15 protein-coding genes, 5 pseudogenes and 1 other annotated feature are annotated in these 21,041 nt (G+C 55.0%); of the genes and pseudogenes, 8 read left to right on the top strand and 12 right to left on the bottom strand.

The window, feature by feature from the left end; translation table 11 throughout:
• Window positions 1-13: 13 nt before the first annotated feature.
• Window positions 14-148, top strand: a pseudogene (locus ABM428_RS15800) (IS30 family transposase); the annotation flags it as partial.
• A gap of 163 nt (window positions 149-311) precedes the next feature.
• A complete protein-coding gene (locus ABM428_RS15795) occupies window positions 312-902 on the top strand; it encodes an NAD(P)H-dependent oxidoreductase (RefSeq protein ID WP_340245995.1) in 591 nt (196 codons plus the stop codon).
• A 619-nt stretch (window positions 903-1,521) separates the two neighbouring features.
• On the opposite strand, the gene ABM428_RS15790 is transcribed toward ABM428_RS15795, so the two are convergent.
• A complete protein-coding gene (locus ABM428_RS15790) occupies window positions 1,522-2,319 on the bottom strand; it encodes an IS66 family transposase (protein WP_340245993.1) in 798 nt (265 codons plus the stop codon).
• A 1,243-nt stretch (window positions 2,320-3,562) separates the two neighbouring features.
• Here ABM428_RS15790 and ABM428_RS15785 point away from each other — a divergent pair.
• The gene (locus ABM428_RS15785; RefSeq protein WP_353628440.1) at window positions 3,563-4,171 is read left to right on the top strand and encodes a hypothetical protein; all 609 of its coding nucleotides are present in this window, start codon (window positions 3,563-3,565) and stop codon (window positions 4,169-4,171) included.
• 161 nt (window positions 4,172-4,332) lie between these two features.
• Here ABM428_RS15785 and ABM428_RS15780 read toward each other — a convergent pair whose 3' ends face one another.
• The 7 genes and pseudogenes from ABM428_RS15780 to ABM428_RS15750 form a co-directional block, all read right to left on the bottom strand.
• Window positions 4,333-6,609, bottom strand: coding sequence for an AAA family ATPase (locus tag ABM428_RS15780; protein ID WP_353628439.1), 2,277 nt, complete (start codon window positions 6,607-6,609; stop codon window positions 4,333-4,335).
• A 14-nt stretch (window positions 6,610-6,623) separates the two neighbouring features.
• Entirely contained in the window at window positions 6,624-7,181 is a 558-nt protein-coding gene (locus ABM428_RS15775) for a group I intron-associated PD-(D/E)XK endonuclease (RefSeq protein WP_353628438.1), read from the bottom strand.
• Window positions 7,182-7,268: 87 nt separating this feature from the next.
• Window positions 7,269-7,742, bottom strand: a complete 474-nt coding sequence (locus tag ABM428_RS15770) for a hypothetical protein (protein ID WP_353628437.1) — start codon at window positions 7,740-7,742, stop codon at window positions 7,269-7,271.
• A gap of 418 nt (window positions 7,743-8,160) precedes the next feature.
• Complete coding sequence (locus tag ABM428_RS15765; RefSeq protein WP_353628436.1) at window positions 8,161-9,180, bottom strand: relaxase/mobilization nuclease domain-containing protein; 1,020 nt, start codon at window positions 9,178-9,180, stop codon at window positions 8,161-8,163.
• A complete protein-coding gene (locus ABM428_RS15760) occupies window positions 9,167-9,511 on the bottom strand; it encodes a hypothetical protein (RefSeq protein ID WP_353628560.1) in 345 nt (114 codons plus the stop codon). The genes ABM428_RS15765 and ABM428_RS15760 overlap by 14 nt, the downstream gene beginning before the upstream one ends.
• 154 nt (window positions 9,512-9,665) lie before the next feature.
• Window positions 9,666-9,983: a hypothetical protein gene (locus ABM428_RS15755; RefSeq protein ID WP_353628435.1), complete on the bottom strand. Its 318-nt coding sequence runs from the start codon at window positions 9,981-9,983 to the stop codon at window positions 9,666-9,668.
• A 17-nt stretch (window positions 9,984-10,000) separates the two neighbouring features.
• A pseudogene (locus ABM428_RS15750) lies at window positions 10,001-10,372 on the bottom strand (transposase); the annotation flags it as partial.
• A 216-nt stretch (window positions 10,373-10,588) separates the two neighbouring features.
• On the opposite strand from ABM428_RS15750, the pseudogene ABM428_RS15745 reads away from it, so the two are divergent.
• From ABM428_RS15745 to ABM428_RS15725, 4 genes and pseudogenes are all read left to right on the top strand, one after another.
• Window positions 10,589-11,844, top strand: a pseudogene (locus tag ABM428_RS15745) (IS256 family transposase).
• 61 nt (window positions 11,845-11,905) lie between these two features.
• Window positions 11,906-12,124: pseudogene (locus ABM428_RS17715) on the top strand (helix-turn-helix domain-containing protein); the annotation flags it as partial.
• Window positions 12,125-12,160: 36 nt separating this feature from the next.
• A protein-coding gene (locus tag ABM428_RS15730) for an IS3 family transposase (protein ID WP_353628253.1) occupies window positions 12,161-13,395 on the top strand; the annotation gives its coding sequence in 2 pieces (ribosomal slippage) (window positions 12,161-12,455 and window positions 12,455-13,395; 1,236 coding nt in all).
• Window positions 12,448-12,564: a sequence feature (AL1L pseudoknot), on the top strand. (Overlaps the previous gene by 117 nt.)
• A 37-nt stretch (window positions 13,396-13,432) precedes the next feature.
• Window positions 13,433-13,597: pseudogene (locus ABM428_RS15725) on the top strand (IS481 family transposase); the annotation flags it as partial.
• A 129-nt stretch (window positions 13,598-13,726) separates the two neighbouring features.
• Here ABM428_RS15725 and ABM428_RS15720 read toward each other — a convergent pair.
• On the bottom strand, window positions 13,727-16,906 hold the full coding sequence (locus ABM428_RS15720) for an efflux RND transporter permease subunit (protein WP_353628434.1): 3,180 nt from the start codon (window positions 16,904-16,906) through the stop codon (window positions 13,727-13,729).
• Entirely contained in the window at window positions 16,903-18,111 is a 1,209-nt protein-coding gene (locus ABM428_RS15715; protein ID WP_353628433.1) for an efflux RND transporter periplasmic adaptor subunit, read from the bottom strand. Before ABM428_RS15715 ends, ABM428_RS15720 begins: the two co-directional genes overlap by 4 nt.
• Before the next feature lie 316 nt (window positions 18,112-18,427).
• Between ABM428_RS15715 and ABM428_RS15710 the strand changes: the two genes are divergently transcribed.
• Window positions 18,428-19,183, top strand: a complete 756-nt coding sequence (locus ABM428_RS15710) for a TetR/AcrR family transcriptional regulator (RefSeq protein ID WP_353628432.1) — start codon at window positions 18,428-18,430, stop codon at window positions 19,181-19,183.
• 40 nt (window positions 19,184-19,223) lie between these two features.
• Here the strand turns inward: ABM428_RS15710 and ABM428_RS15705 are convergent, their stop codons facing one another.
• Both ABM428_RS15705 and ABM428_RS15700 read right to left on the bottom strand, forming a co-directional pair.
• Window positions 19,224-20,531: a TRAP transporter large permease subunit gene (locus ABM428_RS15705; RefSeq protein WP_005848587.1), complete on the bottom strand. Its 1,308-nt coding sequence runs from the start codon at window positions 20,529-20,531 to the stop codon at window positions 19,224-19,226.
• Window positions 20,531-21,037 carry a TRAP transporter small permease gene (locus ABM428_RS15700; RefSeq protein ID WP_005848588.1) on the bottom strand — a complete coding sequence of 169 codons (507 nt, stop codon included), beginning with the start codon at window positions 21,035-21,037 and terminating at the stop codon, window positions 20,531-20,533. Before ABM428_RS15700 ends, ABM428_RS15705 begins: the two co-directional genes overlap by 1 nt.
• Between the last annotated feature and the right edge of the window lie 4 nt (window positions 21,038-21,041).

Raw genomic sequence — 21,041 nt, 5'->3', positions numbered from 1 at the left:
ATCAACCGCGACGACGGCGCTGACAAATCGATATTTGAAGTCGATTTGCCTCCGCCTCAACAATACGCCGCGCATGTGCCTTGGCTACCCGGCGCCCGCTGAGTTCTTTGAAAGCAAGCTGATGAAAATCCGGAACCGGTTGGGGTAGAACGAGATATCAAGAACTGCAACTTAGCGTGAGTTCAAACACGCCGTGCACTATTTTCTATGTCCCGACATGTGGTCTGGCACTGATCTCTGAAACCTTGCGGCATTCGGAACCATTATGCGGGGACAACAGTTTCCAGCAGAGTAGACGGGAAAGGGATTTCATGAAGCCGAAGATCACAGTTCTATTTTATTCAGCGTATGGGACCAATCACGGTATCGCTGTTGAGGCTGCTCACGCTGCCAAGGCCGCCGGTGCCGATGTCAGGCTGCGCCGCTGCAAGGAAACTGCTCCTGACGAGGCGGTGAACAGTCAAGACGCTTGGCGCGAACAGCTGGAGAGGATGAAAGACATACCGGTAGCGACACCGGATGACATGGAATGGCCAGACGGATACTTCATCTCAGTGCCAACTCGTTTCGGCGTTTCAGCTAGTCAATTCCGCGCCTTCGTGGATACACTCGGCCCACTGTGGCAAAATGGCGCTCTGGCGAACAAGGCTATCACCGCGACTACATCGGCTCAGAACCCCCAAGGGGGCCAGGAAATGACAATTCAGTCGATATATACAACTGCAATGCATTGGGGCGCGATCATCGTACCACCCGGTTACGCCGACCCGATTAAGTTCGAAGATGGCGGAAACCCTTATGGTTACTCATGCACGCCAGGGGCGCTGAGCGATACCGGCAAAAAATCAGTGGCTTTTCAGGCTGAGCGGTTGGTAAATTTCACACGAAAGTTCATGAACTAAGCCCATAGTGCGAAAACTGAACGCAGGCACCATGGGCGAATGCAGCCAGCCCCTCCTACTACATTAGCTAATTACTCACGCTTTCTAAGATCGATACCGCCCCATTACATACAAGGTGAACCACTCAGACGAAGCTAAAAATACTTGCAGACTGCGGCTGAAGACCCATAAGCGTTGTCTGGACAGTACCTTCCCAATTTTCGCCTGAGCTGCGATTCCGTTTCTGACGGATATTCGGCGGGGGTTTCGCGATGGCGACTGCGGTAGAGTTTCTTATGGACTACTGGCTGGACATATATGGTGCTTAGACGTCTAAATATCAGGTACCGACACCTAAAAGACCATTCGTTAATCATGCTTTATCTAGTTGTGTGTATGGTTATCGAGGTAAGGCGGCCGAATAGGCAGCCAAGTTTCCCGCCGAATAGGCGGCTTAACTCACTATGTCGACCGCCGAATAGGCGGAAGAAGCCCGGCCCCTGATGGGGCCGGGTTTTTTGATTTTAGAGATATGATGGGACGCATATAAGCGATCCCTAGAGGCCACTGTCGGGTCAGCTTGACGTCTTGCAGTTTCATGGAAACAGGTCGTCGATGTCGCTTAGTGGGTGACCATTGGCTATCGTTGTGAGGGTTGTCTTGAGAAAGTCGAAAGCTCGACGCCGTTGATGTTGCAGGTCTGGATCAGTGAGGCGATGCGGCCCCAGACGATACCACCCTCATCATGTCCAGCGAAAAGGCCGTTTTTCCGACTGGAGGTGATGGGGCGGATCAGGTTTTCGACGCGGTTGTTATCGATCTCGACACGCCCATCGGCCGGGAACGCCTGCAGCCCGTCCCAGTGATTATGGATGTAGTTCAGCTTTTCACCCAGCCGAGACTTGGCGGAGATCTTGAGGCGTCCATCCTGGAGCCAATCGCCGAAGGCCGCGATCAGTGGAGCAATGCGGGTCTGGCGGGCCGACAGACGTTGGCCGGGGGAGATGCCACGGATATCGGCTTCGACGGCATAGATCTCGGCAATGCGGCGCAGGCCTTCGGCGGCGATTTGTGAGCCATCGCGGTCAAAGACTTCCTTCAGTTTGCGGCGCGCATGCGCCCGGCAATGGGCCACCCGAATTGGGGCACCGCCCTTGCGCGTGGGTTTGGTCAGCCGGTTATAGCCCTGGATCTGCAGGATACCGTCGAAGCCTGTCAGGTAGGTTTCGGCATTCGCGCCCGCCCGCCCGGGGGCATAGAAGTAAACCACACCGGGCGGATCTTCACCGCCCCATGTTCGGTCATCGTGGGCCAGTGCCCAGAGATAGCCAGTTTTGGTTTTACCGCGCCCCGGATCCAGCACCGGGGCGGTGGTTTCGTCGATTACCCGGCAGGCGATTGTGCAGCAGAGATGACAAGATTGCCTCCAGTCCATCATGACCTTTCCCGAAGTCCACAAGCTGCGTCGAGGCCAGTACCCGCAAAACGTAAATTTTTATGAAACCTTTTAGTACTATAACAATTTAAGTAATTCGAAAATAAAATCGAATTACTAAATTTATATTAATATATGAGAATTTCATGAACGATACTATACAAAAGTTAATTAATACAACAGCCTTAGGTCTGGCATATTCCTCCCAAGAGATCGACGCCGCGATGGAATTCCATCTCCGTAAAACACGTAGGTCTAACCCCCCTGGCACTTGGGATAACGCCGGTAGGTTTTACGCTGCGGAGCGCACGGATGCCGTCGAAATGTGTCGCGCCCCATCCAGGGCCTATCCGTATTCACAAATGACCGCGGCACGCACGGCAGCCCACTGTGCGGAGCTCCAAGGTGCTGATTGCGTAACGTATGTTCGCCGCATTGCACTAGCTATTAAGAGGCTGGAGAAGGGAGAAAGCGAAGAATCTATTCGCAAACTACTTCTACCAGGTGTTAAGATTCGAAAGGCGAGATGTTGCCTTGAACACGAGCTTTCTGATTAAATTTGACAATACCCCAGCATTTATTACAAGTGCTGGGGTATCTACGTCCGAGTGCATTTTTCACGTTCGTCTGTCTCAAGCCAACAAATGCCAGACAAAGCATCTCCAAATCTAGGATGCCTTAGATCCCAGTGCATGTTTGCACGTTTGCGGCTGAATACAGCTGGTAATCATGCACTCAGCGGCCGCTCCGCTGCCGTCGCCTTAATCCGTTGACTGCTATGCTTATAGGCTTTTCATCAAACAGACGCATGGTGTGGCTCAGAGTGAGCGTCAGACGTGTCGCCACAATCCCCCCCCACCCGCACAATATCGCAAAACCGTTCGGTACAATACAAAGCCGAAGGCGCACCCGAGACGATGTCGCGCATTTAGAAATCCAGGTCGGTTCATAGCACCATCGGTACCAGTCCACCCGCCAATCTGCGTCATCTCTCTTCAAGCTAACGGCTAGCTCGCGCTTTAATGGAGACCAAATCCATTTACAGACAGCATCTCCTTTTGCCGGTTGACGTATCTCCCAAGCTGACTTTAAGGGAATTACATATAATATATCAATCACTGCATATATTACTAAATACTTTCATCATGTTTTAAACATATTCGTGTATATCATTTTTGAGAAGGCCAGAGATATACAATATAAATTCTGGGATTACAAGTTAATGCTATTAATGGAGAAAAGGCATATGAAAAATTCGACAATTATTACAAGCTCTAAAATAAACAACAAAATCATAAAATTAGGCCTCCAAATAAAATCGATCACAATGGATATTAAAAGGGCGGAACAATCCAGCCGCTGGCTGGAAAACTGGCAGTCTGAGAAACTAGCGGGTCTTAATGCTGAGTTGAGGACTAAGGAGCTTGAGAAGGCCCAGCTCGAACAATCAATTCTGTCAGGATTGATCTCGGTGCTCGCTTTGGTGAACGGAAGAGCGCAAGCATACACTATATGCGCCGAAATGCTCATTGACCTGGCCCACGAGTTTGAAGGCATAATGGAGGACCGCGGCATTACGGTCAAAAACAGAGCTGGGGCTGAAGTGCGCTTTCGTCCAGCTGGAAAATCGGTAGCCCATTCGCCGATGGGTCGAAGTATCACGACCTATGTCGTCATGCGTCGGGTACACGACGGCTGGCGGCTCATCCACGCAGAGCGCGACTATTGCTATGACAATCAACGTGAGTTCATGGAGGTCGTCGTACGATCCTCTGCGCATGAAAATATGATCCGGCACGCGACACGTAACTTCTGCGTCTGGGATGAAACTCCGACTGATGGGTTGATGGCATGATGGATACACGCATGCCTCCGCAGAACCTTGGCCTGGAAGCACCCTATTCGGCACGACCCTACAGGCTTTCCGAAAATACTGTCGAAGCAACAGTAATCGCGGCGTCAGGTGATTGGCAGGGACCCTCTGGGTCCCTGCCAATATCAAGGTGTCGAAAGCGCTCAGGAGCTGGCGATGAGGTGTGCCGAGGGCATCTCGTCTGCATCGTTCGGCGCTTCAGAAGACAGGCGTTTTGAAAGGCTTAGAAGATCCATCCGGGTCAGCTCTTTCTTTTGCACGAGTTCAGCCGCGATGTTTTTAAGCATATCTATGTTATCATTGAGCAAGGCCCGTACTGCCGTTTCTGCTTCTTGCAAATGTGCCTCAATCCGCTGCTGCGTCTTGCCTGGTAGCTTTTGAAAATCCAATTGGCTTACATCCTGCCAGGCCAAGCCGGACTCGCCGAACGACCAATTGAGTTCCATCTGAGCGGCAAGAACCGTTGCTTGCGCGAGGTCGCTTGCGGGGCCCACGCCCGCGCCATTGCTTACCCCACCCAAGACCAACCTTTCAGCCGCGCGGCCGGCGAGGCACATTCTGAGTTTTGCCTTTGCTAGTCGAGACGTCATTGTGGCAAGAGGCGCTGGCTCGACCCTCCCTCCCCTTGCCGTCACCCAAACACCCAAAGGGGTGGGTAAGGGTGACAACAGAGCTGATAGAAGATGTCCTGCTTCGTGGATCGCAACACGGTGCAACAGCGCTGTGTCCAGTGCCGGCGCAATTTGATCGGTCGCCGCTTCCAGATGTTTTTGCGCCAAGGGTACATGATCTGTTCGCGCTCTGCTGAGCGCATCGCGGATAAGCGCTTCTGCGGTGGCACCAGACTCCCCAAGAATGCGCTCTGCAATAGCGCTCAGATTCAGAGCCGGATTGTTTGCGGATCCCAATTTGCGCGCGAGAATTCCCTCGAGCCCAGAACGGTCAGGTAACGGAATCTCCACTTTTAGATCAAACCGCCCGCTGCGAAGAACTGCAGGGTCGACGATGTCTAAATGATTGGTGGCGGCCAGCAGAATAAGACCTTCGACGTACGCCGCCTGATTAATCTGTTCAAGCAGACCGTTGACCACACCCCGCAGATAGCCGTCATTTAGCCTTTTTGAGGAGCGATCGGAAAAGCTGTCGATTTCATCGATAAACAAAACCGCAGGCGCTTGTTGCGCTGCGCGCTCGAATGCCGTCGCGAGGGCTGCAAGCATGTCACCTTGGTGGCCATGTCTTTGGCAGTCAGAATACGACGTAGTGATCAAAGGAATCCCTGCGCTTCCGGCGAAGGCGTTCGCTAGCATCGTCTTTCCTGTCCCCGGTGGGCCATAGAATATGGCGCTTCTGGTCAAATCCGACCAAGCCGCCCTGCCCTCTCGCCACGCATTCAGATCTTCGAGCATCCGTTTCAGCGGTGGCATAGCGCCGCCACATCCTTCCGCATCGCTCAGAGTAATGCGCGGCCCACTGTTCTGAACCGCCACAATCTGTGAAATACGGTCAGCGACACGTAGTGTCGTCGTTTCTTCGAACGCGGCAGCAACTTGAAGCGGCTCTAAGCGGCGAAGCGCGTCAGAACCTGGCAGTCGCTTCAGTAGCTCGTCTTCTGCAAGCTGGCCCGTATTACTATGAGTTAATCGCATCGTCTCAATTATTGCCTTCGCAGATAGACCAGGCCAGCGAAAGCTCTGATAGAGGAGGCTTTCCTGTTCCGCAGATAACTGACGTTTCGCACCACAAACCGCTAGAACGGGCGCGCGGCGCGTCAGACTTTTGTCGATCGCTTGTCTGAACTTAGGGATCGAGCGCTTTTGCTCGCTCGCTGCAAGATCAGAAGTGTTCGCATAGATATGACAAGCAACGTTCTGACCTGTCGGACAGGGTTGTTTTTCTTGCCAATGCGCCAGCACCTCTGCAGAAACGCTTTCAAGCTGAGACCGCATCTGAGCTGATGGGAAGAGCATCAGAGTAAGTCCCCCCGGGCGGAAAACCTGCTCAAGCGCATGTTGATCCTTAATCGTAGCGCACATTAAAATGATGGCGAGAACAGCTACCGGACGTGGTTGTATCTGCCATAAAGGTGAGATCTCTAAGTCAGTGCAGGCAAACGGGTCATCACCATCAGCAAAACACTGCTCGATTTCACTGGGTGTCAGTGTTTCCGCAGCGGGTGCCCCTTCAATACCGTCCGGTCTGCGCCGCACATCGTGTTCAAAAACCCGGCGAACGGGCGGTTTCAACAAGTCGATAGATGCTTCGCCGTCTGCTTCACGATCGTCATAATCGTAAAAGCGCTCGGCATTCGATCTCCACTCAGCAAGTGCGCTCTCGCGTAGCGCAGCGACGGTAGTTCGCGCCAGATCGGCAGAAAATGCGGTCGGAAACAGTGGGGGTTTTTGTAGGAGTTCGGTCATACTATTCACCCCGCTCAATAACAAAACGGCATCAGGCCGACGGGCGCTGGGGGCATCTGGTCAACGCCTAGATCAGCCAGTGCAGCCTCGAAACTTGCGCCCGGTCGACGTCTTAGAGCCGCTATTTCTTCAACACCGATAGACTGTGATCGACGTCGGTCCGTGGTGAACTTCACGACGTTTTCTGACAAGCAGACGAGTGCCAACAGATCAAAGTCATTGTCTGAATATCTGCGAACTCCGGCTGGTGATCGGTGGTACCCACGGGAAACGTTGAAGTTAAAACATCCGCCGCGTGGACGCGTTACAGTTTTGACTTGAACACGCAGAACGCCCTGCTCAAGGAATACAACGCAATCGAAAGGTGAATGCTCTGCGACTCCTACGCTTTGTAGTCCTAAACTTAAGAATACGCTTTCAACGAGCAATTCGCCTGCGCGCCCAAACTGTTTGCCGTGGTATCGACGAGTTTCCGTGTCAATTTCGGGAAACTGAAGAAGGTCTTGGTGAAGGGTGGTCGAAGGGCGGTTAAACACCTCTTCGAGCCCGACCAAGGTCGGTTGATGTGTCATTTTAATATCCTTGAATAGCAATAGGTCGCCCCGCCAGCCGCCTCTGCGGCGCTGGACACGGGCAAAAATTATGGAAAGGTTCGAGACTTATGCGTCGGGCGTGAAGCCGAGATCGCTTCCAGGCTCATCGGCCTCTGCGCGCTCGGCCATCTGCTCTAGAGAGAGCTCCGCTTCTTCCAGCATAAAATACACACGAGCTGGAGCTGCGGATTGCATAATCTGCGCGAGTTTAACCTGTGCCGCTTCCAACTCGAGCGGGGATTTGGAACGAATAGCACGATGGATCACGCCCGCGGCCCGACACAGTAGTTTGTCCGCCGGCTTGCGAGTGCGGAACGTAGCCAGCAATTTGGCGTCTTCCGCCAAGCCTTCCCACACGGCGTCAGTCTCGCTGCCCCAGGCAAACCCATCCGGCCAGTCAGTATCGTCAAAGAAAACTTCTTCATCGAGCGTCGACTGCATATTGCTGACGAGACGTTCGAACATAAGAGATTGTGGCGAGACCCCGAAATTTTGGCCTGTCGCTTGGTCAATTGGGTCGTTAAAATAGTCGTTAAGCATAATGATCTCCTTCATAGATCGTTGTGTTAGAGCGGGATAAGGGTTGCACCCCTTGTCTCGCTTGCATTATTATGATACCATTATATCAATATGTCAACCTATTATTAAGGGAACTATTGCAAAATGGTTAAAAAAGGGCGCCCTCCTGTCGATTCATCTGGGATAATGCTCAGGCTCCATAGCGATATAATAAAAAAAATAGACGGCTTTCGGAAAGAAGAAAACGATTTACCGACACGACCCGAAATGATCCGCCGAATGATACGAGACTGGATCGATGATAAGGAAAATATGAAATAAAAATATGATAACGCAAAAATATGAAATTAAATCCCTGCTGGGTCCGACAGTAAAGGCTTGAAATGCGATGAATAATTAGCTGGCGGGTTTTTCTGGCAAATTGAGCAGTAAGCTCAGGCTAGGTAACATCGGGTGGTTCATCATCTCGTAGCTGCCCGGTGTCGTGGCGATCAGGATCAGGCGGCCCATTTTTTGTCAGTTTAGCACTTCGAAAGCGTGTGATGACCTCATGAGCTTCGTGACCGACACCTCTTAAGCGCCGAACGGCTTCATCATGGGTCTGAGAACCCCGTGGTTGGTCGGCTTCCGCTGCGACGTCAAGAGCCCATGGTGGTACCGGTATTTGACGAGCGGTAGCGTTCTGGGGGCCGCTGAGTCGCAAGCCTTTTTGCACTAGATTGGTGAGGCTGTAGCCCTGCCCCAAACTACGCGGCCCGTATTGACGGCCGTGGAAACCGAATAGAACGTAGGGGGCACCGTCTGCTGTCTGGTCAATCGTCATGTCGATGCCAGCCTCGTCCAGAGCCGCTCTCATACGCGTCTCATCGGGTACACCGGCCATCGCTTCATCAATCGCTGCGCGTATGAAATCCTTGTGACAAGTCCCGGATTTTTCGACAGCGTGTAATTCCTTCATCGAACGAGCACGCCGATGTGAAGACCGGCGGGCTTCATCCACAACATGCGATGATGGCGTTGACTCTAAGTCAAACTCAGCTTCAATTTTGCGAAGCAGAAGTTCACTGCGGCGGTAGTCGTTTCTGTCTGATGCTGCTGTACCATCTAAGCGGATCCGGGAACCAAGGATATGGATGTGGGCATCGTGAAGTACAATCATATAATTCTCGATACCCATTCCAGCACACCAAGATCGACCTATTCCCGCCCAGTTCTTCCGCGACAGTTCACGGTCGGTTTGGGACGCCGAAATAGACACGTGATATAGATGTCTGTTCAGACGAGGACGCAGTTTGGCAACGTGATTGAGAAACTTGACTGCGGTGTCGGGCGCTCTTCCAATCGTGCTGGCAACAACGGACACGGACTCTCGCGGCCTTCCCGCATGGTCACGGGGACTGACGAGATAGCGAACCGTTGATCCTGCCCGACGTGGACGTGATATCTTAGCAATTGCCATGGTCTGAGCCGCTTCTAAGGATGGAAAACCGGACGGTGTGTAACTCGTTTTCCACGTTCCCCAGAAAGTCTATAATTTCCCTTCTCTTCAGTGTGGGATGTGTCTCGACGTGTGGTGAATAGTCCGCAATCAAATCGCTGATTTTGCTCAGCTGTCTGATGGTTTCTCTCTCTAAAAGCTGCAACGGTGCACGCGTTTGCTTGCTCAATACCCGCCCCCGAATATAATCAGAAAGCGATCGTCCCGCTGCTCTCTTGGTCAGTTCTTCACGTTCATCTTGTGTAACACGAAGTGTTACATGCCTTACTTTGTTACTTTTTGATCTGCTCATATTTAACCCCTTGTTAAGAGGCGCGATCAGAGCGAGCGTGTTACGTTTACATTGCTTGCCCAGAAAAATCGGCCTCAAAACGCAAGTGGTCGGGAAATCTTAAAAACGTTGAAAAGAAATCTGGTTAAAATTGCGGATGGCGCGAAAGCTATTTTTAGAAGTCAGGTCCGAACTCAAAAGTCCGCGCTACCAAAAAAAGGGAGAGTGCCTGAAGTTTTATGTTGCTGCGGTAATCCGTAAGGATCCGGCGTAGGCCACAACGAGGTTGTCGCTCGGGATCACGGTTCATTTCGATGAGCTCCTGCAGGTTTTCGATCCTAAACGGAGCGAAGGCGATGACACTATCGTCGTCGGGGCGGAAGACCCGGATTATACCATCTTCGGTTTTCATACAGATGGCGAGATCGAGGCTCTGATTAACGGTTTCGCCCAGTTCGACAGCGACGCGGTCGATAGTCTTGACGGAATGCATTGTGTTCAGCTGCCTGGTTACGTTGCTTGTGGAAGGAAGTGAGCTTTCCAGTGCCAAGGCATAAGTTCATGCATGCGCGAGACGGGCAAGTCGGGCAGCCGGGCGAGAACATCGGCGAGCCAGGCCTGCAGGTCGATGTCGTTCATTTTGGCGGTGACGATAAGGGTATACATGGCGGCAGCCCGTTAACCGCCGCGCTCGGAATCTACAAAGAGCCACGACTTTGTGCCCAATGCCACGCCACGTAAGGCGCGTTCGGCCGCATTATTCGTCAGGCAGATACGCCCGTCATCGAGGAATGCCGCGAAGGCCTGCCATCGGCCATGCTTCTCAAACATGTAGTTGATCGCTTTGACCACCTTGTTGTGTCTGGGAAGTTTCGCGCGCTCGATGTCGAAGTGTAGATATGTACGGACTCTCGGGACACTTTCTGTAAATTACCCAATTTGGGGTGTAGGAAGTTTTCATGACGAACGAAGAACTAGAGCAAGCTTAGAGCGCTCCAGCACGCCGAGAAGATCGGGAATGCCCGTAAGGCATGCGAGAGCGTCCGATCTTCTGTGTAATTGCGATCTGGTCCATTCTTCCTGAGAGGAGCAAGGACGATGACCATATCCGAGGAACTGCTGGACGAACTACTGAAGGGCTGCGAGCGGCCTGAAGACCTGCTTGGCGATGCCGGTCTAATGAAAGAGCTCAAGATTAAGCTGATGGAACGAATGCTCGGTGCTGAGCTGACGGCACATCTGGGCTATGAAGACGGCAAGGATGCCCCGCCTGATCAGACCAACCGTCGCAACGGGTCATCCGCCAAGAGATTGAAGCGGCAAGATGGCGAACTGCCTATAGCTGTGCCATGGGACCGGGACGGTAGCTTCGAACCTGAACTGGTGAAGAAGGGACAGACCCGCATTGATGGGATGGATGACAAGATTATCGGGCTTTACGCCGGCGGTCTGACGGTCCGCGATATCCGTGCTCATCTTGAGGACGTCTATGGCCTGCAAGTCTCGCCAGACTTGATCAGCCGTGTGACCGATGCGGTGTTGGATGAGGTTCGGGAGTGGCAATCCCGGGCGCTGGACCGGATGTATCACATCGTCATTTTTGACGCTCTACGAGTCAAGATCCGCGACGCCGATAGCCGCATGGTCAAGAACAAAGCCGTCTACGTGGCCCTTGGTGTCAGCAGGGATGGCGTGCGCGAAGTTCTTGGTCTTTGGATCGCTGACAACGAGGGCGCCAAATTTTGGCTCTCGGTGATGACAGAGCTGAAGAACCGTGGGCTGCAAGACATCCTGATTGCGTTCGTAGATGGTCTCAAGGGCTTCCCTGATGCTATCACAGCAGCCTTTCCGGACACGGCCGTGCAAACGTGCATTGTCCATCTCGTGCGCCAGTCGTTGAACTTCTGTGCCTGGAAAGATCGCAAGGAAGTGGCCGCTGATCTACGGCGGATTTACAGCGCCCCTACAGCCGATCAAGCTGGCTTGGAGTTGGATGCCTTCGAGGAAAAATGGGCCGGGAAATATGCCTCCATCGCACCGGCCTGGCGCAGAGCTTGGCAGGAAGTGATCCCGTTCTTTGCTTTTGATCCCGCCATCCGAAAGATCATCTACACCACCAACGCCCCCTCTCGGCAGCATGCTTTGCATGCGCCCGCCGGGCAATGATTGAAAGCTTGAACCGTGTAATCCGCAAATCGATCAAGACGCGAGGATCGTTCCCGACCGAGGACGCAGCCACGAAGCTGATCTACTTGGCGATCCGCAAGTTTGAGAAAGGCGGCCGAAATGTTCGAGAATGGTTTGCGGCCCGCAATCATTTCGCCATAATGTTTGAGGATCGCTTCAATGCGTGACTGTATCTAAAACCCGCATGGGCCAGACCAGATACACAAAGTTCATGACACTCCCAGGCATCGGTATTTTGGGATTGGGAGATCCAGCTTCTACAGATGGCGCGATGCCTATCAAAAGCATGGCGAAGCCGGTTTGAAGAATGCCAAATCAATTCTAAAGAACCCGGCCAATCAAACACCACCCGAGATCGCTGAAAGGATTCTGTATCTGCGCCGGAAGTATCATCAAAGGCCGATCAGGATCGTCTGGTGCTTGGCACGGTATGAATCGCCCCGAGTTTGTCGGAGACCATCAACTTAAGTAAGGATGATGGTTATGACAAAAAGCAAAATGGCAAATCGCTATTCACCTGAGGTTCGCGCGCGTGCGGTCCGGATGGTCTTCGAGCATCAAGGCTCATACGAAACGCAGGCGGGCGCGATTGCGGCCATTGCACCCAAGATCGGCTGTATTCCCCAGACCTTGAGCGGATGGGTCAAGCAGGCCGAGAAGGATAGCGGCATGCGTGATGGCGTGACAACCGAGGAACGCGACCGGATCAAGACTCTCGAACGAGAGAACAGGGAATTGCGTCAGGCCAACGAGATACTGCGTAAGGCGTCAGCTTATTTTGCGCAGGCGGAACTCGACCGCCCACTGAAGCGATGATCGCCTTCATTGAGGATCAGCGCGTTGTTTACGGTGTCGAGTCGATCTGCAGGGTGCTGCCGATCGCACCGTCAACATTCTATCACCAACTTGCGTGCCGAGCGGACCCTTCCAAAGCTTCTGCCCGGTATCAGCGGGATACAGAGCTGCGCTCGGAGATCAAACGCGTCTGGGATGAGAATTATCAGGTCTACGGGGTGCGCAAGGCCTGGCATCAGTTGAAACGTGAGGGCTTTGAGGTTGCAAGATGCACGGTGCAACGGTTGATGAAACAGATTGGCATCCGTGGGGCTGTGCGGGGCAAGGTCGTCAAAACAACCGTCCCTGACACGTCAGCGCCTTGTCCGCGTGATAAGGTGAACCGCGTGTTCCGAGCACCAGCCCCTAACCTTCTCTGGGTCAGCGACTTCACCTACGTGTCGACATGGCAGGGCTTTGTCTATGTGGCCTTCGTCATCGATACGTTTGCTGATCGCATCGTGGGGTGGCGGGTCTCGCGATCCGCCAAAACGGACTTTGTTCTCGATGCTTTGGAGCAGGCCCTGCATGATCGACGGCCGGTCCAGAAAAGTGGGTTGGTTCACCATTCGGATCGCGGCGGTCAATATTTGTCCATTCGTTACACCGAGCGTTTGGCTGAGGCTGGCATCGAACCGTCGGTCGGCAGCGTCGGGGATTCCTATGATAACGCCCTCGCTGAGACAATTAACGGTCTCTACAAAACAGAGCTGGTCCATCGCCAAGGACCGTGGCGCAACATGCAGGATCTGGAACTGGCCACCCTTGGCTGGGTCGATTGGTTCAACAACCGGCGTCTACTTGGTCCCATCGGAAACATCCCGCCAGCGGAGGCTGAACAGAACTTCTATGCACAGCACGATGTGCTCGATATGGTCGCGTAAAATGAAGCTACAGGTCTCCGGTAAAACCGGGGCGATTCAGTACCACAGAATCAAAATCTCGGATGCAGGGGTCTACCGTATCCTCAAGCGCAATGGCCTCAATCGGCTGCCCAGAGGCACACGAATGCGTATGCTACACACCAAACGCTATCAGAAACAGGTGCCCGGCCATCATATCCAAGTGGACGTTAAGTTTCTGACCTCGCTCACCGACATAGATCGGAAGGTCTGGGCTAAAGTGCGGCTCGGCCTGACTATTCTGGGATGATGCTCTCGAATGGTTGGTGAACGCGCGGAGTTTCTAATCGAGGGATGTTAACCGCACGCCCGGTCAGCGTTGAGGGTCTGCGCGTTTACGTCTGAATACGCTCGACAACCACGCTCTCCTCGGCCGTTCCGCTGGCGTCGCCTCGTCCCCTTGCAGGCTTCGCTTTTGTCCAAACATCAGCATGGCAGGTGTCAGGATGAGGGTCAGAATGGTCGCGACGACCAGCCCCCCTACAATCGCGCTCGACAGTTCGGTCCAATATTGGGTCGATGGCGCGCCAAAGACGATTTCGCGCGTGAAGAAATTCAGGTTGGCCCCCAGCACCATCGGCATCAGGCCAAGCGCTGTGGTAATCGATGTCAGAAGAACAGGCCGCAAACGTTGTGCGCCTGTGCGCAAGGCGGCCTCGCGCGGGTGCATGCCAGAGGATCGTAGATCATTGTAGGTATCGATCAAAACAATGTTGTTGTTCACCACGATGCCTGCCAACGCGATAATCCCGATGCCCCCCATCACAACGCCAAAGGGGCGCCCCGTGACGATCAAGCCAAGCAGAACACCCGCGACCGAGAAGATGATCGCGCTCATCACCACGAAGGCTTGGTAGAAGCTATTGAACTGAAGAACGAGGATCACCAGCATCAAGACAATCGCGGACACGAAGGCACCAACAAGGAACACCATCGCTTCGGTCTGGTCCTGCGCCTCGCCGGCGAAGCTATAGCTGACCCCGTCGGGCAAATCCACGGCGTCCAGGGCTTGTTGCAAAGCCGTCACCTGATCGTTGACCAACAAACCGGGTGCGACATTTGCCTCTATCGTCACGACGCGCTTTTCATCGACACGTGTGATCGTGCCCGTCCGTTCAACCGGCTCGAAGGTGACAAAGTTGGAGATCGGTACCAATCCGGCAGAGGTGGGAACGCGCAGGTTTCCAAGCTCTGACAAAGACCGTTCCTCGGCCGGGAACCGAACCCGGATATCCAGCTCTCCGTCCGCGTCCTCGGGCCGGTAATCCGCGACGGCGATCCCTTGGGTCAATAGTTGAACGGCTTGGCCCAAAAGACTGACATCCGCGCCATATCGCGCGGCTTCGGCGCGGTTCACGCGGATGGACACCTCTACCCCCGGAAGCGGCAGCGTGTCGGTCACATCCGTGAAACCGCCAATCTGCTCCATGATGGACAAGACCTGGGCGACAGCATCACCCTGCACCGCCGGATTGCGCGCCGCGATCTGAAGGTTGATCGGCTTGCCAGCGGTGGGTCCGCCGCTTTCGGTCTGGACCTGAACATCAATGCCCGCAATGTCCGCGACATCACGCCGGATATCGGTGCCGATGGCTTCTGCCGCGCGTCGCCTGTCCCATTCGGTGAGCTCAAGCTGTATCGTACCGATGGTTTCTTCGCTGCCCTGCCCTGCGCTCATCGTTGATCGGGCATAGACGGTGGCCACTTCATCATAGCCCATCAGTCGCTGCTCAACTCTGCGCACCAACGCGTCACGTTCGTAGATAGAGAAGTTGTCACGGGCAAGCACCTGCACCTGCATGAACTCAGGCTCTACCGAGGGGAAGAACGACAGGCCAGTGCCGAACTGCCCGTATAGACCAAAGCTGCCAAGCAGCATGGCAAGCGCCAGCAACGCCGTCGCACCGGGCCTGAGGATTGCCCATTCCAACAGACGCACATAGGCCCCCGTCAGCCCGCCAATGCGCCGTGGGTCACCTTTTTCAGCTTCGCTTAGCGCACGTTTGGCCGCGGCATTTTGCGGCTGGCGTTTCCCGATGAGGCCACCCAGTACAGGGATGAAGATGAGCGCCATGAACAGGGACGCGAAAAGGGTCAGGATCACGGTAATGGGCAGGAACTTCATGAACTCGCCGACCATGCCGGTCCAGAACAGCAGCGGGAAAAACACGCTTAATGTCGTGGCGGTTGAGGCGATGATCGGCCAGGCCATGCGCTTGGCGGCATAAGCATAGGCTGTTTGCGCATCATCCCCCTCTTGCAGACGACGGTCCGCCAGCTCGACCGTTACGATGGCCCCATCGACCAGCATCCCGACGACCAAAATCAGCGAAAAGAGAACCACGATATTCATCGTGAACCCCATCGCCCAAAGGGCCGTTACCCCCACCAGAAACGCCCCCGGAATGGCAAGACCGACAAGGATAGCCGACCGAAGGCCAAGGGCAGCTACGATGACGATCATAACAAGCAAAACCGCTGCAATGACGTTTGCCTCCAGGTCGCTCAGCAAAGTCTCTACCTGCTCGGACTGATCTTGCAGGTAGGTTACCTCGATGCTTTCGGGCCAATCCTTGCGCAGCTCTTCCAGCGCAGCACGCGTGGCCGCGACTGTTTCGATGATATTCGCTCCGGACCGCTTTTTCACCTCAAGCGCAAGCGCCGGTTGTCCGTCGATACGTGCGTAGCCCGTCGGATCTTGGAAGGTGCGGCGGACGGTTGCGACGTCTTCGAATGTCACCACCGTATTTCCGCGCACCTTTACCGGAATTTCCATGACGTCTTGCAGGTCCTCGATCAGGCCCGGCACTTTGAGCACGATGCGGCCGCCCCCCGTCTCAATGGCCCCCGCCGCAATCAAACGGTTGTTCCGCTGAAGCTGGCCGATTAGCTCATCAAAGCTCAGATTGTAGGTTTGGAAAACCGTCGGGTCGATCAGTACTTCAAGGAATTCGTCCCGCGCGCCGCCAATCTCGACCTCCAGAACGCCGGAAAGTCCTTCGATGGCTTCTTGCGCGTCATCGGCGATAGCGTTGAGCGTTCTCTCTGGCACCGGCCCCGAAATGAGCGCGGTGATAATCGGGAAGAGCGCCGTGTTGATCTCTGTCACCGTGAGGTCATAGGCGGCTTCGGGCAAATCACCTTCGACCCTGTCTGCGGCTTCCCGGACTTTGCGCAGCGCTTCGTCGATGTCACCCCCGGGGGTAAACTCCAGTTGGACGTTCGCATAGCCGTCGGATGCGTTGCTTTGTATCTTCTCAAGCCCGGCAATCGCGGCGAATTCGGATTCCATCGGCTCGATCAGCAGGCGTTCGGCATCAGACGGGCTGATCCCTTCAAGGCCCGTGGAGACGTAAACAAGCGGTAAAGGCACCTCGGGGTTGGCTTCTTTGGGGATGGCGACATAGGCGACCGCGCCTACGCCCAAGAGCATCAGAAGCACCATCAGAACGACACGGCCACGCGAGAATGCGGCGTCAATAATCGTATTCATTCCCGCTGCCCTTCGTCGCTTGCCGCGTCACTATCGGGAATGGGAAGCGCGGGCTGCCCATCTTGAGGGGTGCTGTTTTCCTCACCGTCATCCGCCTTGCTCTGCAATGACGGTGCCACCTCTTCGCCTTCGTTCACGAAACCCTGACCGACAGTGATGATCCGCACCGCGTCCGACAGGCCGCTTACATACAGTCCATCGATCTCTGCCCGCACGATGCGAATGGGGGTGAACACAACCATATCATTCTCATCAACGGTTTTGACGCCCAAGCGCCCCTCTGGGCTAAGCGATATCGTCGAGGGCTGCACAAAATGCGCGCTTGTCGAACCCGTCGGGATTCGAATTTCCGCGGAAATACCGGCGGGAATGGCGCGGTCTTCGTTCGGCACGGTGATCTTGGTGAGGAACGTGCGGGTCTCGGCATTTGCAGCCGTGCTGACAAAGCTCACCGTGCCTTCTCGCTCTTCTCCGGTGATGAAATTTACCGTCGCGGTCTGGCCGCTTTTGATCTGACCAAGCGCCTGTTGTGGCACCTGCAACGCGACTGTTAGCGGCCGATTATCAACGATGCGCCCGACTTCGGCACCCGCCTGAATAAACTCACCCGCATCAAGTGACAGCTCTTCGACACGTCCGGTGAACGGGGCCGAGATAACAAGTGCCTCTATCGCTTCTTCCGCTGCGGTCACTGACGCCTCGGCGGCGGCAAGCGTGGCGCGTGCTTGGCTGACCCGATCGGCAGTCGCCACCCCTCTGTTCAATAGCTCTGTTGCGTTTTTGAACTCTCGGTCCGCACGGGCGAATTCTTCGCGGGCCCGTGCAAGATCCGCCTGAGCTCCCGTCGCAGAGAGCCGAGCAATCACCGCGCCGCCCTCGACCTCTTCCCCCTCCATCACCAAGACATCCACGACGTCGCCTGACGCCTCGGCGCGGATCGACGTATCGCGGTCAGGCTGCGCCTGCCCTTCCGCCTGAAAGGATATCGTGACCTGTTGAGGCGTCGATTTTTCAACCGCCACGGCAACGGGCTTGGCGGGGGCAGTTTCAGCTTGCCCTGCGTCTTCGTCACCCGAGGGCAGGATATACCCGCTGCCCATCCAGCCGACGATGGCGACAACCAAAGCCGCAGCAATCCACGCCGACCGCGACGCGCCTTTATCGTCCTCGAAAGACGATTGCTCTTTGTTTTCGCTGTCGCTCATTTCCAGTTGGCCTTCACTCTCACACACAGGGTTCCTTTTCAGACATGCATACCATGTAGGCCGCCGTTCAAAGAGGTCGCATCATATGACGCTTTTTAGAAACAGACCAGCAGTCTGTAAGCGGGAGATAGACGGTGCGCATGAAACGTCAACGTGACGTCGAGGCATCCAGTGATCCTACCGCTGAAACGAAGCGCAATCGCGATGGATCAAATGCGCTTTGCTGAACACGTACGACCTCAATCAGCATTTAGTTGCTCATGGGTCTTGAACGACGAATGACACGGGCCTAGGTGTTTACCGACTAAAGATCTGTATGGTTAACGATCTGTATGGCTATGGAGACGTCGCATTGGCAAAGACCGATACAAAAAGAGACAGCCGTGTGCGTATGGCACCAGCGGTAAGGCGAGATCTTATCCTTGATGCGGCCCAAGCGCTGTTTATGGAACGGGGCTGGGATGTCGTGACAATCGCGGATGTTCAGGAAGCGGCAGGCATTTCACGCGGCGGCTTTTACCACCACTTTGCCGCAAAAGAAGACCTGTTGAGCGGGCTTATCGGGCGCATGACTGAACAAGCGATGCAGACCACTGAAGCCGCGATGAGCCAGAACAACGGCGATGCATTGGTCCAGTTGAACGGTTTGCTGGATGGCGCGGCGCAATGGACGGCCGACAACGTCAACGAACTGCGCGGTCTCGTGCGAATTTTCTCACGGCCCGGCAACGAGATCCCCTACCGCCGGATCTGTGACGCCGAGGCGGCGGTCGTGATGCCGGTCCTTAAAGCCATTATTGAATCCGGTATTGCTGAGGGAACATTCAACCCCGTTGATGCAGGGCTGACCGCCGAGTTGATGCTAAGCCTTTCGCAGGGCCGTCGGGAGGTTCTCATCAAGGCATTTGACCTGGCGAGCGCGAACGATCTTGACGCGGCAGTTGACGCACTTGACAGGCGCCTTCGATCTGAGGGTGAAATCTGCGACCGATTGCTCGGACTACCTGCGGGTAGCGTCGCCCTGTCAAATCGCACCGAATACCGCCGAATGCTGGCCGGCTTGGTCCAGTAGCGGCGGATGATATGCACGAGTTTGCAACGCGACGCTCCGACTACATCCCGGGCAGCCACAGCGCCAGTTGCGGGAACAGGATCAACAAGAACACCAGCAGCACCGAGCATCCCATATAGGGGAAGGCAGATCCGTAGATCTCGCGCATGGTTGTGCCTTTGGGGGCGACGCCCTTCATCACGAAAAGCAACAACCCGAAGGGCGGTGTGGTAAAGCTGATCTCGAGCGCCAGCAGGATCACCAGACCGAACCACACCGGATCAAATCCCAGCGTTGTGGCGAGCGGGAAAAAGATCGGTACGGTCAGCAACATCATTGAAATCTGCTCCATGAACATACCCAGCAGCAGCAGGACGCCGAACATCACCAGCAGCATCGCCACAGGGGCCAGATCAAACGACGTCGCCCACCGGATCAACCCGCTGGAAGCACCGGAGAACGCCAGCAACTGGCTGAAGGTGGCCGACCCGAAGACGATGAGATAGGCCATCAGGGTCACCCGCATCGCGCCGATCACCGATTTCTTCATCGCTTCCCATGTGAGGCAACGGAAGGCCACCGCCAAGATCAACACGCCAAGCGCCCCGAATGCCGCGGCCTCGGACGGGGTGATCAGCCCGCCCACCATGCCAATCACGATCACGACCATGACAGACAGCATGGGCACCACATCGCCGAAAAACAGGCGCATCTTCTGGCCAAAGCGCAGGTCTTCAACCTCGTAAGCAGGGGCGGCGTCGGGATCGATCCGGGTCTGAATATAGATTGTCGCGATATAGAGGCTGGCAAGGATGAGCCCCGGAATGATCCCCGCGATCAACAATGCGCCCACATCGATCCGCGCTAAGGTTGCCAACAACACGGCCAGCGCCGAGGGCGGGATGATAATCGCCAGACCACCCGTGCCAAGGATCGGACCGATGGACATATGCTTTTTATACCCGCGTTCCGTCATCTCGGGCACCATCAGGCTGCCCAGCAACGCGGTGGAGCCCATGGAGGACCCAGACAGCGTTGAAAATGCCGTGCCGCCCAGAACCGTGACATAGGACAGCCGCCCCGGCAGCTTGCCCAGCAAACGGTCGATGGCATTGAACATGCGCTTGCCCAAACCGGTGTAGAAAAAGATTTCGCCCATCAGCAAGAACAACGGGATCGGCACCAGCGCATAGTTGGTCAGCCCGCCGAACCCATTGTTCAGCAGCAGCGTGACCCCTTTGGCTCCGCCCATAAAGAACCACGCCCCAACGATATTGGCTGCGAGAAAAGCCAAGGCAACCGGCATCCCGATGGCCATCAGCACCAGAATAGAGCCCAGCAAAAGGGCCAGCGATTCAAACCATTCCATTATTCGTGTACCCCTGCTTCGCCGGAGTGCATCAGGTCATCGCCAAAAACAAATCGGGAAAATTCAATCGCCATCAGGCCAAAGCTGACCGGAAAGGCCAGCGTCAGTATCCATTTCGGAAAGTAATACGCACGCACATCCAGATCATTGCGCGCGATGTTGTTCAGGCACAGCTCTGCCCCTTTCCACGCCAGTATCAAGGACACGACAACACAAAGCACCGCGACCAGCCGGCTGACAAAGCGCCGTGCCGCTTCGGGCAGCGCCGCGGTCACCAGTTCGATATGCACATGCCCCTTCTCGCGTACCAGCCAAGGTGCGCCGAGCATGGTCATATACAGGATCGCGTATTCAGAAGAGGTAAAGAGCCACGCAAAGGGCTGCATCCCGCTGTTGCGCATCACCACTGACAGAATGACCGAAATCATCAGCCACACCAGCATGGCCCCGGCAATCCCCGCCATCGCGTAAAGGAAACCTCTGTAAATTTGTCCGACACGCGCCATGGCT

It is taken from the genome of Sulfitobacter sp. TCYB15 (assembly GCF_040435955.1).
GTDB lineage: Bacteria > Pseudomonadota > Alphaproteobacteria > Rhodobacterales > Rhodobacteraceae > Sulfitobacter > Sulfitobacter pontiacus.
The sequence above is the reverse complement of the archived record's forward strand: the minus strand, read 5'-3'. Positions and strand labels throughout refer to the sequence as shown.

Excerpts from the sequence above, each read along its gene's own strand:
- ABM428_RS15715 (WP_353628433.1), bottom strand. The coding sequence starts at position 18,111 with ATGAGCGACAGCGAAAACAAAGAGCAATCGTCTTTCGAGGACGATAAA.
- ABM428_RS15775 (WP_353628438.1), bottom strand. The coding sequence starts at position 7,181 with ATGACACATCAACCGACCTTGGTCGGGCTCGAAGAGGTGTTTAACCGC.
- ABM428_RS15790 (WP_340245993.1), bottom strand. The coding sequence starts at position 2,319 with ATGATGGACTGGAGGCAATCTTGTCATCTCTGCTGCACAATCGCCTGC.
- ABM428_RS15785 (WP_353628440.1), top strand. The coding sequence starts at position 3,563 with ATGAAAAATTCGACAATTATTACAAGCTCTAAAATAAACAACAAAATC.
- ABM428_RS15710 (WP_353628432.1), top strand. The coding sequence starts at position 18,428 with ATGGTTAACGATCTGTATGGCTATGGAGACGTCGCATTGGCAAAGACC.
- ABM428_RS15700 (WP_005848588.1), bottom strand. The coding sequence starts at position 21,037 with ATGGCGCGTGTCGGACAAATTTACAGAGGTTTCCTTTACGCGATGGCG.
- ABM428_RS15780 (WP_353628439.1), bottom strand. The coding sequence starts at position 6,609 with ATGACCGAACTCCTACAAAAACCCCCACTGTTTCCGACCGCATTTTCT.
- ABM428_RS15765 (WP_353628436.1), bottom strand. The coding sequence starts at position 9,180 with ATGGCAATTGCTAAGATATCACGTCCACGTCGGGCAGGATCAACGGTT.
- ABM428_RS15770 (WP_353628437.1), bottom strand. The coding sequence starts at position 7,742 with ATGCTTAACGACTATTTTAACGACCCAATTGACCAAGCGACAGGCCAA.
- ABM428_RS15795 (WP_340245995.1), top strand. The coding sequence starts at position 312 with ATGAAGCCGAAGATCACAGTTCTATTTTATTCAGCGTATGGGACCAAT.
- ABM428_RS15760 (WP_353628560.1), bottom strand. The coding sequence starts at position 9,511 with ATGAGCAGATCAAAAAGTAACAAAGTAAGGCATGTAACACTTCGTGTT.
- ABM428_RS15755 (WP_353628435.1), bottom strand. The coding sequence starts at position 9,983 with ATGCATTCCGTCAAGACTATCGACCGCGTCGCTGTCGAACTGGGCGAA.
- ABM428_RS15720 (WP_353628434.1), bottom strand. The coding sequence starts at position 16,906 with ATGAATACGATTATTGACGCCGCATTCTCGCGTGGCCGTGTCGTTCTG.
- ABM428_RS15705 (WP_005848587.1), bottom strand. The coding sequence starts at position 20,531 with ATGGAATGGTTTGAATCGCTGGCCCTTTTGCTGGGCTCTATTCTGGTG.